General features: G+C 72.7%; 14 protein-coding genes. 7 read left to right on the top strand and 7 right to left on the bottom strand.

Annotated features, from left to right (window positions below; translation table 11 throughout):
* Nucleotides 1–54 precede the first annotated feature (54 nt).
* Nucleotides 55–1311 (top strand): APC family permease, encoded by a 1257-nt coding sequence (locus NUM_RS29145; RefSeq protein ID WP_225918926.1) that lies wholly within the window; start codon nt 55–57, stop codon nt 1309–1311.
* Nucleotides 1312–1321: 10 nt separating this feature from the next.
* Here the strand turns inward: NUM_RS29145 and NUM_RS29140 are convergent, their stop codons facing one another.
* Nucleotides 1322–2332 (bottom strand): LacI family DNA-binding transcriptional regulator, encoded by a 1011-nt coding sequence (locus tag NUM_RS29140; RefSeq protein ID WP_207128165.1) that lies wholly within the window; start codon nt 2330–2332, stop codon nt 1322–1324.
* A gap of 285 nt (nt 2333–2617) precedes the next feature.
* Between NUM_RS29140 and NUM_RS29135 the strand changes: the two genes are divergently transcribed.
* Nucleotides 2618–4414 (top strand): glycoside hydrolase family 2 protein, encoded by a 1797-nt coding sequence (locus tag NUM_RS29135; RefSeq protein ID WP_207128164.1) that lies wholly within the window; start codon nt 2618–2620, stop codon nt 4412–4414.
* A 41-nt stretch (nt 4415–4455) separates the two neighbouring features.
* Here the strand turns inward: NUM_RS29135 and NUM_RS29130 are convergent, their stop codons facing one another.
* The 4 genes from NUM_RS29130 to NUM_RS29115 form a co-directional block, all read right to left on the bottom strand.
* Nucleotides 4456–5337 (bottom strand): carbohydrate ABC transporter permease, encoded by an 882-nt coding sequence (locus NUM_RS29130; RefSeq protein WP_207128163.1) that lies wholly within the window; start codon nt 5335–5337, stop codon nt 4456–4458.
* Nucleotide 5338: 1 nt separating this feature from the next.
* The gene (locus tag NUM_RS29125) at nt 5339–6274 is read right to left on the bottom strand and encodes a carbohydrate ABC transporter permease (protein WP_225918925.1); all 936 of its coding nucleotides are present in this window, start codon (nt 6272–6274) and stop codon (nt 5339–5341) included.
* A gap of 168 nt (nt 6275–6442) precedes the next feature.
* Entirely contained in the window at nt 6443–7798 is a 1356-nt protein-coding gene (locus NUM_RS29120) for an extracellular solute-binding protein (protein ID WP_207128162.1), read from the bottom strand.
* 201 nt (nt 7799–7999) lie between these two features.
* The gene (locus NUM_RS29115) at nt 8000–8392 is read right to left on the bottom strand and encodes a MerR family transcriptional regulator (protein WP_207128161.1); all 393 of its coding nucleotides are present in this window, start codon (nt 8390–8392) and stop codon (nt 8000–8002) included.
* A 48-nt stretch (nt 8393–8440) separates the two neighbouring features.
* On the opposite strand from NUM_RS29115, the gene NUM_RS29110 reads away from it, so the two are divergent.
* A complete protein-coding gene (locus tag NUM_RS29110; protein ID WP_207128160.1) occupies nt 8441–9631 on the top strand; it encodes a glycosyltransferase in 1191 nt (396 codons plus the stop codon).
* Nucleotides 9628–9990 (top strand): VOC family protein, encoded by a 363-nt coding sequence (locus NUM_RS29105; RefSeq protein ID WP_207128159.1) that lies wholly within the window; start codon nt 9628–9630, stop codon nt 9988–9990. The genes NUM_RS29110 and NUM_RS29105 overlap by 4 nt, the downstream gene beginning before the upstream one ends.
* 9 nt (nt 9991–9999) lie before the next feature.
* Here the strand turns inward: NUM_RS29105 and NUM_RS29100 are convergent, their stop codons facing one another.
* Nucleotides 10000–11724 carry a glycoside hydrolase family 43 protein gene (locus NUM_RS29100; RefSeq protein WP_207128158.1) on the bottom strand — a complete coding sequence of 575 codons (1725 nt, stop codon included), beginning with the start codon at nt 11722–11724 and terminating at the stop codon, nt 10000–10002.
* Between the two features lie 169 nt (nt 11725–11893).
* On the opposite strand from NUM_RS29100, the gene NUM_RS29095 reads away from it, so the two are divergent.
* The 3 genes from NUM_RS29095 to NUM_RS29085 are packed head-to-tail and all read left to right on the top strand — an operon-like array spanning nt 11894 to nt 13898.
* Nucleotides 11894–12289, top strand: a complete 396-nt coding sequence (locus tag NUM_RS29095) for a GntR family transcriptional regulator (RefSeq protein WP_207128157.1) — start codon at nt 11894–11896, stop codon at nt 12287–12289.
* A complete protein-coding gene (locus tag NUM_RS29090) occupies nt 12286–13194 on the top strand; it encodes an ATP-binding cassette domain-containing protein (protein ID WP_207128156.1) in 909 nt (302 codons plus the stop codon). Before NUM_RS29095 ends, NUM_RS29090 begins: the two co-directional genes overlap by 4 nt.
* Nucleotides 13191–13898 carry a hypothetical protein gene (locus NUM_RS29085; protein WP_207128155.1) on the top strand — a complete coding sequence of 236 codons (708 nt, stop codon included), beginning with the start codon at nt 13191–13193 and terminating at the stop codon, nt 13896–13898. The genes NUM_RS29090 and NUM_RS29085 overlap by 4 nt, the downstream gene beginning before the upstream one ends.
* Nucleotides 13899–13918: 20 nt before the next feature.
* On the opposite strand, the gene NUM_RS29080 is transcribed toward NUM_RS29085, so the two are convergent.
* The coding region (locus NUM_RS29080; RefSeq protein WP_207128154.1) for a hypothetical protein at nt 13919–14343 on the bottom strand (425 nt) is incomplete at its 5' end.

The raw sequence follows: 14343 nt of genomic DNA, 5'->3' as shown, positions 1-14343 counted from the left end.
GCGCCGGGCGACCCGTACGATGGCGGCACGGACGCCACGGATCCGCCCGCACGGTTGGCTCGCCGGCTGGGCACCGGCGACGCGGTGGTCATCGGGCTCGGCTCGATGATCGGCGCCGGCGTGTTCGCCGCGTTCGGCCCGGCCGCCCGCGCCGCCGGCACCGGGTTGCTGGTGGGGCTCGCGATCGCCGCTGCCATCGCCTACTGCAACGCCACCTCCTCGGCGCAGCTGGCCGCCGTCTACCCGACCTCCGGCGGCACCTACGTGTACGGCCGGGAGCGGCTCGGCGACTGGTTCGGGTTCACCGCCGGCTGGGGGTTCGTGGTCGGCAAGACCGCGTCCTGCGCGGCGATGGCGCTCACCTTCGCCGCGTACGCGATCCCCGGGCACGCGCTGATCCAGCGGCTGGTGGCGGTCGTCGCGGTGCTGGCGCTGGCCGCGGTCAACTACCGGGGCGTGACGAAGACCGCGCTGCTGACCCGGATCCTGGTGGCCGCGACGCTGGTGGCGCTGGCCGTACTGGTGGTCGGGGTCGGCGTGGGCGGCGGCGCGTCGACCGCGCACCTGGGCGGCTGGTCGGCGGTGACGGTCGGTGGTCCGTACGGGATCCTGCAGTCGGCCGGGCTGCTGTTCTTCGCGTTCGCCGGGTACGCCCGGATCGCCACGCTGGGCGAGGAGGTGCGCGATCCGCGCCGGACGATCCCGCGCGCGATCCCGGCCGCGCTGGGCATCGTCGTCGTGGTGTACGCGGTGGTCGGCGTTGCGGCGCTGCTCGCCGCCGGACCCGACCGGCTCGCCGCCGCCGTCGCGCCGCTGGCCGAGGCGGTCACCGACGCCGGCGCGGGCGGCCTGTCCCCGGTGGTACGGGTCGGTGCCGCACTGGCGAGCCTCGGCGCGCTGCTGGCGCTGATCGCCGGCATCGGCCGGACCAGCCTCGCCATGGCCCGCAACGGCGACCTGCCCCGGTGGCTCGACGCGGTGCACCCGCGCCACCGGGTGCCGCACCATGCCGAGCTGGCGCTCGCGGTGGTGGTGTCGCTGCTGGTACTCGGCGTCGACCTGCGCGGCGTGATCGGCTTCTCGTCCTTCGGTGTGCTGGTCTACTACGGCATCGCGAACGCGTCCGCGTTCACCCAACCGGCCACCGACCGGCGCTGGCCGCGGGCGCTGCAGGTGCTCGGCATGGTCGGCTGCCTGACGCTGGTGGTCACGCTGCCCTGGCCCTCGGTGCTGGCCGGCGTGCTGCTGTTCGCGGTCGGGCTGGCCGGCCGCGCCCTGATCCTGCGCCGCCGGAGGAGCACCGGCGCGTGACGTCCGGCGATCAGCGGGCGGAGGACTCGCGGGCGACGAGGGCGTAGCCGGCGGTGAGCCGGCGCGGCCGGTCCGGCGGTTCGCCGGCGCGGATCCGGGACAGCAGCAGCTCGACCGCGGTCGTGGCGATGGCCGCCTTGTCCGGCGCGATCGTGGACAGCGACGGCGTCGCGTAGGAGCCCTCCTCGGCGTCGTCGAACCCGATCAGCGCGACCTGCTCGGGCACCGGCACGCCGCGGGTGTGCAGGCAGCGCAGCGCGCCGAGGGCGAGCAGGTCGTTGAAGCAGAACACCCCGTCCGGCGGGTCGGGCAGCTCCAGCAGGGTGGCCATCGCCGCGTACCCCTCGGCGCGGTGGAACCGCGGCGCCGGCAGCACCAGGGCCGGGTCGAGCTCCAGCCCGGCGTCGGCGAGCCCCTTGCGGTAGCCGGCGTAGCGCTGCCGGGCGGTGGCGCCGGTACCGACCGACTGCACGCCGATCGCGGCGATCCGCCGGCAGCCGCGCTCGGCGAGGTGCCGGGTGGCCTGCCGGGCGGCCCGGATGTTGTCGATGCCGACGTGATCGGTCGGGCCGCGCAGGCCGCGCTCGCCGAGCAGCACCATCGGCGTCGCGTCGGTGCGCCGGCGCAGCTCGGCGACGCCCAGCGCGAGCGGGCTGAACAGCACCCCGTCGACCAGGTGGTGCCGGATACCGCCCAGCACGACCAGTTCCCGGTCCTTGGCGCCGGCGGTCTGGTCGATCAGCACCGTGTACCCGTGGGTCGCGGCGGCGTCCACCACCAGGCTGGCGAGCTCGGCGAAGTACGGCACGCCGAGCTCCGGTACGGCCAGCGCCAGCACCCCGCTGCGCCCGGAGCGCAGGCTGCGCGCCGTCGCGTTGGGCCGGTAGCCGAGCTCGTCGATGGCGGCCTGAACGCGTTCCCGGGTCGTGGCGGACACGTGCACGTACCCGTTGACGACGTTGGACACGGTCTTGACCGAGACGCCGGCGAGTGCCGCCACGTCCTTCAGGTTGCTCCCCATCTCACCCCCACCCTGCCCCGCAGGGTATCCCGCTCGTCACAGCTGCGATCCGCTGGCAGTGGAGAGGTCCTGGCAGGAAGGACTGTCGGCGCCCAGCGGACTCAGAACGACGCTGCCGGCGTTGTCGGCACGAGCGCATACAACACCGGTATGCACTCGCACTTCCGCCTTGGCAGCCCCGCTCTGAGCCTCGCTGGGCATCCGACGCCTTCCTGCCAGGACCTCTTTACAACGATGTAATAGACTGCCCGGACCTGCCGCACACCAGCCGAGGAGAGCGCCACCGTGCCCCACCCCGTACCGCGCCCGGAACATCCGCGGCCCCAGTTCGTCCGGGCGGACTGGCTCAACCTCAACGGAAACTGGCAGTTCGAGACGGACCGCGGCGACAGCGGCCTGGAGCGCGGCCTGGTCGGCCGCGAGCTGGCCGGCGAGATCACCGTGCCGTTCTGCCCCGAGTCGAGTCTGTCCGGCGTCGGCGACACCGATTTCCTCACCGCCGTCTGGTACCGCCGGGACGTCGAGCTGCCCGCCGACTGGGCCGGCCGCCGTACCCTGCTGCACTTCGGCGCCGTCGACCACGACGCCACGGTCTGGGTCGACGGCACCGAGGTCGGCCGGCACCGCGGCGGCTTCACCGGCTTCACCGTCGATCTCACCGACGTGGCGACGCCGGGGGAGACCGCCACGATCGTGGTCCGGGCCCGCGATCCGCGCACCGGGCCGCAGGCGCGCGGCAAGCAGTCCACCCGGTACGCCAACCACGACTGCGACTACACCCGCACCACCGGCATCTGGCAGACCGTCTGGCTCGAACCGGTGCCGCAGGTGCACCTGCGCCGACCCCGGATCACCCCGGACCTCGCCGGCTCCGCGTTCGAGGTCGTGCTGCCGCTGTCGGCGAACCGGTCCGGGTACCGGGTGCGGGCCACGCTGGCCGATGCCGACGGGACGGTCGCCCTCGCCGACGCCGCCGCCGACCTGGATCTCGCGCCGCGGCTGCGGCTCGCCGTACCGGAAGAGCGGCGCCGGGTGTGGCAGCCGGGCGACCCGCACCTGTACCAGCTGCGGTTGGAGCTGCTCGACGCGGCCGGCGCGGTCGTCGACACCGCGGACAGCTACGCCGGGCTGCGGTCGGTGTCGATCGACGGCACCGCGGTACGGCTCAACGGCGCGCCGGTGTTCCAGCGGCTGGTCCTCGACCAGGGGTACTACGCCGACGGCATCCTCACCGCGCCGGACGACGCGGCGCTGGTCCGCGACATCGAGCTGTCGATGGCGGCCGGGTTCAACGGCGCCCGGCTGCACCAGAAGGTGTTCGAGGAGCGGTTCCTCTACCACGCCGACCGGCTCGGCTACCTGGTGTGGGGCGAGTTCGGCGACTGGGGCTGCAACGGCTACGGCCCGGACGGCGACAACCAGCGGCCGGACGCGAGCTACGTGGCGCAGTGGCTGGAGGCGCTGGAGCGCGACCACTCGCACCCGTCGATCGTCGGCTGGTGCCCGCTGAACGAGACCTGGCAGCGCCGCACGGATCGGATCACGGTGCTCGACGACGTGACCCGGGCGATGTATCTCGCCACCAAGCTCGCCGACCCGAGCCGGCCGGTGCTGGACGCCTCCGGCTACTCGCACCGCGTCCCGGCGGCCGACGTGTACGACTCGCACAACTACACGCAGGACCCGGCGACGTTCACCGCCGAGGTGGTGGACGGCTTCCCGTACACCAACCCGGGCGGCGAGCAGGCCGGCTCGTGGTCGCTGCCGTACGCGGGGCAGCCGTACTTCGTCAGCGAGTTCGGCGGCATCTGGTGGAACCCGGACGCCGGCGAGGACGAGTACTCCTGGGGCTACGGCGAACGTCCGTCCACTGTGGAGGAGTTCCACCAGCGGTTCGAGGGACTGGTCGGCGCGCTGCTCGCCGACCCGCGGATGTTCGGCTACTGCTACACCCAGCTGACCGACGTGTTCCAGGAGCAGAACGGCGTCTACCGCTTCGACCGGACCGTCAAGCCCGGCGTCGACATGGACCGGCTGCGGGCCGCGCAGCAACAGCCGGCGGCCAGCGAGACCGGGGCCTGACCCGGCGACGTGGGGAGGGCGCCCGCCCTCCCCACGAGGCGCTACTTGATGCCGGTGTTGGCGATGCCCTCGACGATGCGGCGCTGGAAGATCAGGAAGACCGCGAACAGCGGCAGCGCGCCGAGCACCGCGGAGGCCATCACCTGCGCGTACCGGATGCCGTAGGAGTCCTGCACGACGTTGAGGCCGACCGGGATCGTCATCACCTCGGTCGAGGTCATCGTCAAGAGCGGCCACAGGAAGTTGTTCCAGCTCCACACGAACGTGAAGATGAACACCGCGGACGCCGCCGGTTTGCACAGCGGCAGGAAGATCCGCGAGTACACCCGGAACCAGCCCGCGCCGTCGATGCGCGCCGACTCGGCCAGCTCGCCCGGCAGCCCGGAGAAGAACGACGCGAACACGAACACCGCCACCGAGGTGGGCACCGACGGCAGGATCAGCGCCCAGTACGTGTTGAGCAGGTGCAGCCCGGCGAACTCCTGGAACTGCGGCATGATCAGCGTCTGCGGCGGGATCAGCAGCCCGGCCAGCACCAGCCCGGTGACGATCCGCCGGCCGCGGAAGCGCACCCGGGCCACCGCGAAGCCGGCCATCGAGCACACCACCACCGCGAACACCGCGGTGAGCAGCGCGACGAGGAAGCTGTTCAGGTACCACACCGGCATCCGGCCGGCCGACAGCACCTGGCGGTAGGCGTCCAGGCTCGGGTGGCTGGTCCACCAGGTCGCCGGCGAGGTGGTGATCTCGCTCTCCGGTCGGATCGAGGTGTCCACCGCCCACAGCATCGGCACCAGCCACAGCGCCGCGAGGATCACCAGTACCACCACGCACAGCACGGTGAAGGCGCGGTGCCGGGGATCGGTCGGCGCCTTGGCCGGCGCGCGGCGGGTCGGTGCCTCGGGTACGGTCAGCGTCGCCATGTCAGGCCCTCCTGCGGCTGATCGCGAACCAGACTGCGGACACCGCGAGGATGACGACGAAGTACAGCATCGAGGCGGCAGCGCCGTAACCGGTGCGGAAGTCGGTGAACCCGACGTCGTAGATGTACTCGATCACCGGCCGGGTCGAGTAGTTCGGACCCCCGGCGGTGAGCAGGTAGATCTGGTCGAACACCTTCAACGAGGCGATGATCTGCAGCATCGTGACGAGCACCGTGGTCCGTGACAGCAGCGGTACGGTGATCCGCCACCACTGCGCGCCGGGGCCGGCGCCGTCCACCGCGGACGCCTCGTACAGCTCGCGCGGGATGTCCTGCAGGCCGGCCAGGTAGAGCACGAAGTTGAAGCCGATCGTCCACCACACGGTCATCAGCGCGACGGCGATCATCGCCCAGTTCGGGTCGGCCAGCCAGGCCGGCGCCGGCAGCCCCAGCGCGCTCAGCCAGGAGGCGAACAGCCCGGTCTGCGGCACGTACATCCAGGTGAAGACGAGACCGACGCAGGTCACCGGCATCACGTACGGGGCGAAGAACACCAGCCGGAAGAACCACTTGCCGCGCCGGATCCGGTCGGTGAGCATCGCGAGCAGCAGCGCCACGATCACCAGCGGCGGTGTGGTGAGGATGGTGAACAGCACCGTGTGCCACATCGACGACCAGAAGTCGCCGCTGGTCAGCGCCTCGGTGTAGTTGTCCAGCCCGGCGAACGGGCCGAGCCCGCTCCGCACCGAGCTGCCGTCGAAGAAGCTCATCACCAGCCCGTAGACCGCCGGGCCGATCAGGAATGCCAGGTACAGCACCAGGAACGGGGTCAGCAGCCCCCAGCCGGCGCGGGTCTGGCCGATCGCGCCGGCGGCGCGCGGCTCGTCCTTGACGCCGGGCAACGCGCCGGCCGGCGGCGCCGCAACGGTGGAAGTCACGACGGGTCCTCCCTCGGTGGAGTACTCATGAACCTTCCTCCTTCGTCGGAACGCTCACGAGGCACCGAACCCGCGATGCCCATGACTCGCGCGCTGACGCTCGCTCGTGACCCGTTCGCCCTTCGTCGGGGCGTTGCCGCCCTGCCAGGGCACGCACCCGCGATCCGCTCATGAACCCGTCCCTCCCACCGGGGCCGGCTTGCTCGCGTAGTCGGCCAGTTTCTGGCGCAGCTGCGCGATCGCGGCGGCCGGATGCAGCTGCCCCGCCTCGACGGCCGACACCGCGAAGCCCATGATGTTCTCGAAGTCGGAGCCGGCACCGGAGTACCAGCCGGCCGGGTCGTATATCGCCGCCTTCGCCGCCGGCACGTACTGCGCCTGCGGCTGCATCTTCCGGAACGCGGCCGAGTCCTGGACCTCGCGGAAGGCCGGGATGTGCCCGCCCTTGGCCCAGACCAGGCTGTTGTCGAGCAGCCCGCGGACCAGGGTCAGGCTCTCGTCCCGGCGCCGCGCGTCGCGGCGGCCGTTGCGCGGCAGGATCAGCGCGTGCGAGTCGGCGAAGCAGTGGTACGTGCCGCCGAACAGGTTCGGCACCGGCGCCACCGAGAACGGCGTCTTGGCACCCTGGTACGTGGGGATCTGCCACTCGCCGTCGAACAGCAGCCCCACCTTGCCGGACGCGAACAGCTGGGTGACCCCGGAACCGTCGATGTTGGACGGCATCAGCTTGCGCTGCACGGTGAGTTCCCGGGCGAACGACAGCGCCTTCTCCGCCTTCGCGTCGTCGAGCACGATGCGGGTGCCGTTGTCGGCGAGCACCTGGCCGCCGAGCTGCCCGTACAGCGTGTCGAACCAGCGCCAGCAGGTCGCCGGGTCGGCGTTGACGTTGACCACCCCGCCGTACCCGCCGGTCACCTTCGCGCACGCCGACAGCGCCGCGACCAGCCCGTCGGTACCCTCGATCGGCTTCAGCTTCCCGGTCGCGTCGAGCAACCCGGCCTTCTTGCACACGTCCGTGCGGTAGAACATCACGAACGGGTGGGTGTCCAGCGGGACCGCGTACTGCTGCCCGCCGACCTGCCCCTTGCGCCAGGCAGCCGCGGTGAACCGGTCGCCGGTCAGCCCGTGCGCCGCCAGGTCGTCGGCGCGCAGCGGCTCGACCAGGTTTCCTTCGGCGAGCGTGGGCAGCCGGGACAGGTGGGTGATCGCCACGTCCGGCGGCCGGTCACCGATGACGGCCAGCGCCAACTTCGTGTAGTACGGCGTACCCCAGGCCAGGGTGACCGCGTCGACGTGCACGCTCGGGTGCGCGGCCCGGAACCGGTCGGTCATCGCGACCATGTTGATGCCGTCGCCGCCGGTGAACAGGTTCCAGTAGGTCAGCGAGGTGGCATTCGGCCCGGTGCCGGCGATCCCAGCGGCGATCGGGCTGCCGCAGCCGGCGGTCAGCGCGCCGACTCCGGCCAGCCCGAGTGCGCCGAGAGCGGCGCGCCGGGAGGTGCCCTGCGGGTACGACACGGTCATGGCGGCCTCCAGCCGGAGCGGGTGACCATGTTTTTACATCGTTGTACATTTCCTGTAAAGACCATGCCGCCGCTCGTTGCAGTACCGACCGGGCATCCGCGCACCGGTGGTCGCACACCGTGTCGAGCCGGTACGGTCAGCGTCGGTGCCGGGCTCGCCACCGGCGGCGCTCACGACCCGCCGCCGGCCTCGACGCTCGGGTCAGCGGCTCGCGTCGGTGCCGGCGGCGAGGAAGTGCGGGCAGCTGCTCAACGGCTGGTGCCGGCAGGTCGTCGCGTGCCGCAGGCCGTCCCGGATCTCGGTCAGCCGCTCGATCTGCGCGTCCACCTTGTCCGCCTGCTCGCGCAGCAGCCGGCGCAGCGCCGCGTCGGCGGGCCGGTCGGCGAGGATCTCGGCGATCTGCCGCAGCGTGAACCCGGCGGTCTGGGCGGCCCGGATGCGGGCCAGCCGGGTCAGCACCTCCGGCCGGTACGCCCGGCGCAGCCCGTGCCGCGCGTCCGCCTCGATCAACCCCCGGCGCTCGTAGAAGCGCAACGCCGAGGCGGACACCCCGCCGCGTCGCGCCACCTCGGCGATGTCCAGCAGCTCGGCCATCATCCGCCCCTTGACTTGAATCGCGGTTCAAGTGCCAGCCTATCCGCCATGACCGACGCACTGTTCGTGGTACGAGACGGCGGCGGCACCGCCCCGGCCGAGCTGCGGCTCGCCCGCCGGCTGGTCGCGCACGGCCACCGGGTCCGGGTCGCCGGGCCGCCGGGCATCGCCCCGCTGGCATCCGGCCTGCCCTTCCACCCACTCGCCGACCTCGCGCCGACCCCGCTGTGCGCGGCACTGCTCGGCCGCGGCACCGCTTCGCGCGGCACCGCTTCGCGCGGCACCGCTTCGCGCGGCACCGACGGGGCCCCGGCCGGTGCGCGGACGCCGCCGTCGGGCGGGTTGCTGTCCGGCGCGGACATCGTCGTCGCCGACTGCCTGCTCCACGGCGCGCCGATCGCGGCGACCGTCGCCGGGCTGCCTTCCGCGGCCCTGATGCCGACCGTGTACCTCGCCGACCGGCTCGCCGGGTCCGCGCTCGCCGCGCAACCGCACTGGGCGACGGTGCTGACCGGGATCAACGCGGCGCGGCGCGCGGTGCGGCTACCCGCCGTCGACTCGGTGACCGACCAGATCCTCGCCGTCGACCGGGTACTGGTGCTCACCAGCCGCGCCTTCGAGCTGCCCACCGTGCAGCCGCCGCCGCACGTCGAGTACGTCGGCCCGCAGCTCGGTTCCGCCACCGGTACGGGCGACTGGCGGCCGCCGCGCGGTGACCGGCCACTGGTGCTCGCCAGCCTGAGCACCGAGGAACAGGACCAGCTCGCGCTGTTGCGGCGGCTGGTCGCGGCGCTCGAGCGGCTGCCGGTACGGGGGTTGGTCACGGTCGGTCCGGTCGTCGATCCCGCCCGGCTGGACCCGCCGGACAACGTGGCGGTGGAGCGGTTCGTGCCGCACGCGGCGGTACTCGACCGGGCCGAGCTGGTGATCACGCACGCCGGGCACGGCACGGTGCTCGCCGCCCTGCGGGCCGGCGTACCGCTGGTGTGCGTGCCGATGGGCCGCGACCAGTACGACGTGGCGGCCCGGGTTTCCCACCATGGTGCCGGGATCGTGTTGCCGGCCGATGCATCGGTGGCGGCGTTGGCCGACGGCGCGCGTCGGGTGCTGACCGGACCGGCGTACGCGCGTGCGGCCCGGCGGCTCGGCACCGCGATCGCCGCCGAGGATCCCGACCGGGCGGTGGCGGCGATCGTCGCGACTGCCACCACCGGGAGCCGGATCGGAGCGGACGGATGAGCAACGACCAGGCACGGGCGGTACCGGCCGACGGCGCGCGGGTGCGCATCGGCGGCGTCGTGATCGACGCGAACGATCTGGACCTGCTGGCCGGGTTCTGGGCGGCGCTGCTCGGCCGGTCGGTCACCCGGCGCGAACCGGACTGGGTCAGTCTCGGCCCCGACCTGGCGCTCCAGCGGGTGCCGGAGCGCCGGACGGTGAAGAACCGGCTCCACCTCGACCTCGTCGCGGACGACTTCGAGCGGGCGGGTGCCCGCGCCGCCCGGCTCGGCGCGAGCCCGCTCGGCCCGCTGTACGAGGACCTCTGGCAGGTGTGGCAGGACCCGGAGGGCAACGAGTTCTGCCTCTGCCGTTCCTGAGCCCTCGGCTCAGTACGTGGCGGTGACGGTGACGTTGCGGTAGGCCGCGGTGGTGTCCTCGGTGACCAGCCCGGGCTGGCCGTTGAGCAGCACCGGGAAGCTCGCCCCGGTGAAGGTGCGGTCCTGCGCCTGGGCGCCGTCCAGGAAGAACGTGTAGTGCGCGCCCGACTTCACCACCTTCAGCGTGTGGTACGCGGCCGGGTCGAACCCGGCGGGCAGCGGCGAGTTCTGCCACGGCTGCTCGACGCCCTGCACCACCGCATGAGTGGCGAGCACGCCGTACTGCCGGTCCAGGAACACCTCGACGTGGTTGCCGGCATCGGCGTAGGAGGCGTAGATGCCGTACTTCGGGTACGCGGAGGTGGTGCCGGTGCCGTGCCAGGCGACGTCCGCGGACATGGTGAAGTTCTCGTAGTTCGGGTTCGCCGCGTAGAACAGCTGGGTCCAGCCGGTGCCGCCGAACGAGGTGAGCGCCGCGGTGTGCGGATCGGTCACCGTCCAGCTTCCGGTACGCCGGCCCGCGGTGGTGTCGCCCTCGGCCGCGTCGCCGAACGCGTCGCCCCAGCCCGAGGCGTACGGGTCGGTGTTCGGGCTCGAACCCGGCTCACCGGAGGGCAACGGCAGCGGCACGCCGTCGTTCACCGGGTAGCCGAGCAGCGGTGAGCCGTCCCGGGGATCCCAGTACAGCTGCTGCGCCCGCAGCCGACGACCCGGGTCGCAGCCGGTCGTGTTGTCGTGCACGATGAACCAGTCGGCGGTACCGTCCTCCGACGTGATCGGTTGGAACGACGCCGATCCGATCACCCCGCCGTGGTACTTGAAGATCGGCCCGGTCTTGCTCCACGCCGCGGCGTTCAGCACGTCGTTGCTGCCGTTGGTGAGCAGCCCCACCGCGTAGCTGCGGGTGCCGCAGAAGCTCGCCGAGTAGGTGAGGTAGGTCTTCCCGCCGTGCCGGAAGCCGACCGGCCCCTCGTTCACCGGGAAGTACCCGACCGACGACTGGTCCGGCTGGTCGGGGTTGCCGACCGTCTCCCACGGTCGGGTCGGCGCGGAGATTTCCACCCGGTTGCCGGACACGTGCAGCGGATCGCTCATCGGCGCGACGTAGATCCGCTGCGCGGTGTCCGATGTGGACCGCCAGCCCGACCAGGTCAGGTACAGCGTGCCGTCGGCGCCGGTGAACACGTCCGGGTCGATCGCCCACTGTCCGCTCGGCTCGGTGAGCTGGCCGTGCGCCGCGCCGGTGTTCGCCTCGTGGTAGCCGCCGGTCGGGTCCGCGCCGTCGGCCTGCAGCACGTAGATCCGGTGTGCGGCACCGGCTCCGGCGGTGTAGTAGATGTAGAACGCGCCGCCGATCCGGTGGATCTCCGGCGCCCACACCTCGGCGGAGTTCGGTGCGCCGCTGGGGATCTGCCACACGTCGTGCTTCTCCGCACTGCCGAACCCGGTCAGCGTCGCCGACTTCCACACGCACAGCCAGCCGCCGTCGCAGCCGTCGGTGCTGGTCATGTAGTAGTACCCGTTCCAGCGCACGAGGTACGGATCGCTGGTGGTGCCCCGGATCGGGTTGGCGAACGTGCCGGTCGCGCGCGGCGAGTCGGCGGGCGGCGTGCCGGCGTGGCCGGCGGGGGACAGCAGCACTCCGGTCACCAGCGCGACCGTGACCAGTGCGGCCGCCGCCAGCGCTCGTCTGGTCGACCAGCGGCGCAACGGAAACGACGAGGGCAGGACCATGGCGACCTCCGAGGGGCGAGAAGTCCTGCCAGGAATGTACAACGTTGTAGAGATTGCGTCGAGACGCCCGGGCCCTGCCGGCGCGGGAAGGCGGTTCGCTGGCTCACTGGTTATGGGGTATGCTACTCAACTAATGAACCAATCCAGCTCTGCCCCGCGGGAGTGACGCGTGAGAGACAGTGGACCGATCTTCGCCCAGATCGCCGACCGGCTGACCGACGAGGTCGCCGACGGCACCCTCGCCGAGGGGGAGCGCATCCCCTCGACCAACGAGCTCGCGACGTTCCACCGGGTCAACCCGGCCACCGCCGCCCGTGCCCTGTCCGTACTGGTCGACGAGGGGATCGCGGAGAAGCGACGCGGCGTGGGCATGTTCGTGGCCGCCGGGGCGCGCGAGCGGCTGATGCGGGTACGCCGGCGCCAGTTCGCCGACAGCTACGTGCGGCCGCTGGTGACCGAGGCGCACCGGCTCGGGCTCGGCCGGCAGGAGTTGCTGGCGCTGGTGCGGGACGAGCTCGCCGACCTCGCCGCGGCTGCCCCGGCACCCGCCCGGAGCACGTCGTGACGCCGGCGATCGCGGTGGCGGGCCTGGGCCTGCGATACCCGGGACGCGGCGGGCACCAGGCGCTGTCCGAGGTCAGCTTCGAGATCCCGAGCCCGTCGATCGTCGGTCTGCTGGGCCGCAACGGCGCCGGCAAGACCACCCTGCTGCGCATCCTGACCGGCCAGGGGTTCGCCAGCACCGGCAGTGTGCGGGTCTTCGGCTCCCCGCCGCTGGAGCGGGACGCGGTGCTGCGCCGGATGGTGCTGATCCGCGAGGACCAGACCTATCCGGACCTGAAGATCGAGCAGGCGCTCGCCGCGGCCGCGCTGTTCCACCCGAACTGGGACGCCGCGCTCGCCGCGACCCTGCTCGACGCGTACGAGCTGCCGGTGCGGCGCAGCATCAAGAAGCTGTCCCGCGGCATGCGCGCCGCGCTGGGCATCGTGCTCGGCCTCGCCGCGCACGCCGAGGTGACCCTGCTGGACGAGCCGGTCGCCGGTCTCGACGCCGTCGTGCGGGACATGTTCTACCAGCACCTGCTGGCCGACTACACCGCGCATCCGCGCTGCATCGTGCTCTCGACGCACCTCATCGACGAGGTCGCCGACCTGCTGGAACGGGTCCTGGTCATCGACCACGGCCGGCTGGTGATCGACGCGCTCACCGACGACCTGCGCGGCAACGCGGTCACGGTCACCGGCCGCACCGCCGACGTCGACCGCTTCGTCGCCGACCGCGCGACCCTGAGCCGGCGTGCCCTCGGTGCGCGGACCACCGTGGTGATGGCCGGCCGGCTCGACCAGCGTGACCGGCAGCTCGCCGAGCACCTGCACCTCGACGTCGACTACCTCACCCTGCAACAGCTGGCCATGCACGCCGTGGACTCCGCGGCGGGCGCCACCCTCATCCCGACGGGGGCATCGTGACCACCACCGCCGCACCGCGTGTTCCGCCGATCCTCACCGTGGCCCGCTACCTGCTGCTGGATCGCGTCACCTACCTGGCACTGCCCTGGCTGTGGGCCGCGTTCGCCTTCGGCCTCGACGTCGTCATCCTCCAACTCGTCCCCGACGACCACTCCGCGCAGCGCTGGGTGGGCGGCCTGCTCGCCGCGTTCGCCGTGGTGTTCGTTCTCGGCATCCAGACGGTCGCCCGAGCCCTGCCGTTCGGCCTGGCACTCGGCGTCAGCCGCCGCACCTACTTCCTCGGCGCCAGCGCGCTGGCCGCCGGGCTGGCCGGCTGCTTCGGTACCGTCGTCACCATCGGCCAGCTCGTCGAGCGCGGCACCGGCGGCTGGGGCATCCGAATGGCGTACTTCCGGGCGCCCGGTGTGCTGGACGGAGCCTGGTGGCAGACCTGGCTGACCGCCTCCGCCGCGTTCGTGCTCGTGTTCGCCTACGGCATGTGGTACGGCCTGGTCCACCGCCGGGCCGGCCTGATCGGCACCGTGGTGTTCGGTGCCGCGCAGGGCGTCCTGCTCACCCTGCTCGCCGCGGTCGTCACCTGGACGCACAACTGGCTGCGCCTCGGTCACCTGCTCGCCACCAGCCCGATCGCCGCGATCCTCGCCGGCCTGGCCGCGCTGCTGCTCGCCGGCGGACTGGTCACGGTCCGCCGGCTGCAGATCTGATCGCACCCGGCGACGACCGGCTACCGCTCCCCGCGCTCGGTGTTCGCCGCGTCGGTGCCGGACGGCTCCCGCAGCCGGGCGTCGCCCTGCCAGTCGGTACCGCGTTGCTCGCGCTGCCGGTTGACGTCGCGGCGGGCGCGTTGTCGGTCGGCGCGGCGGTGCCGGCGGCGCCGCTCGGTACCGCTGGCGCCGGGCGCGACGCCCAACCGGGCGAGATCGATGCGCAGGCTGGTGATCCGGGTCCGCAGCGCCGGCAGTTGGTCGGGCGCGGTCGCCGCGGTGATCGCGATCCAGCCCTGCGCCCGCTGCAACCGGCGGGTCAGCCGGCTCGCCTGCCGGCCGCGCGCCTTGGCGCCCCGCCGGTTCGCCGAGCCGCGAGCCTCCCGCCGTACCGCCTTGCGCACCAGCCGGCGCGCCCGGTGCCGGCGCCGCCGGGTACGCAGCG

Origin of the sequence: Actinocatenispora comari (genome assembly GCF_017312725.1) — a bacterium.
GTDB classification, from domain to species: Bacteria; Actinomycetota; Actinomycetes; order Mycobacteriales; family Micromonosporaceae; genus Actinocatenispora; species Actinocatenispora comari.
This window is presented reverse-complemented; position numbering and strand designations above follow the sequence as displayed.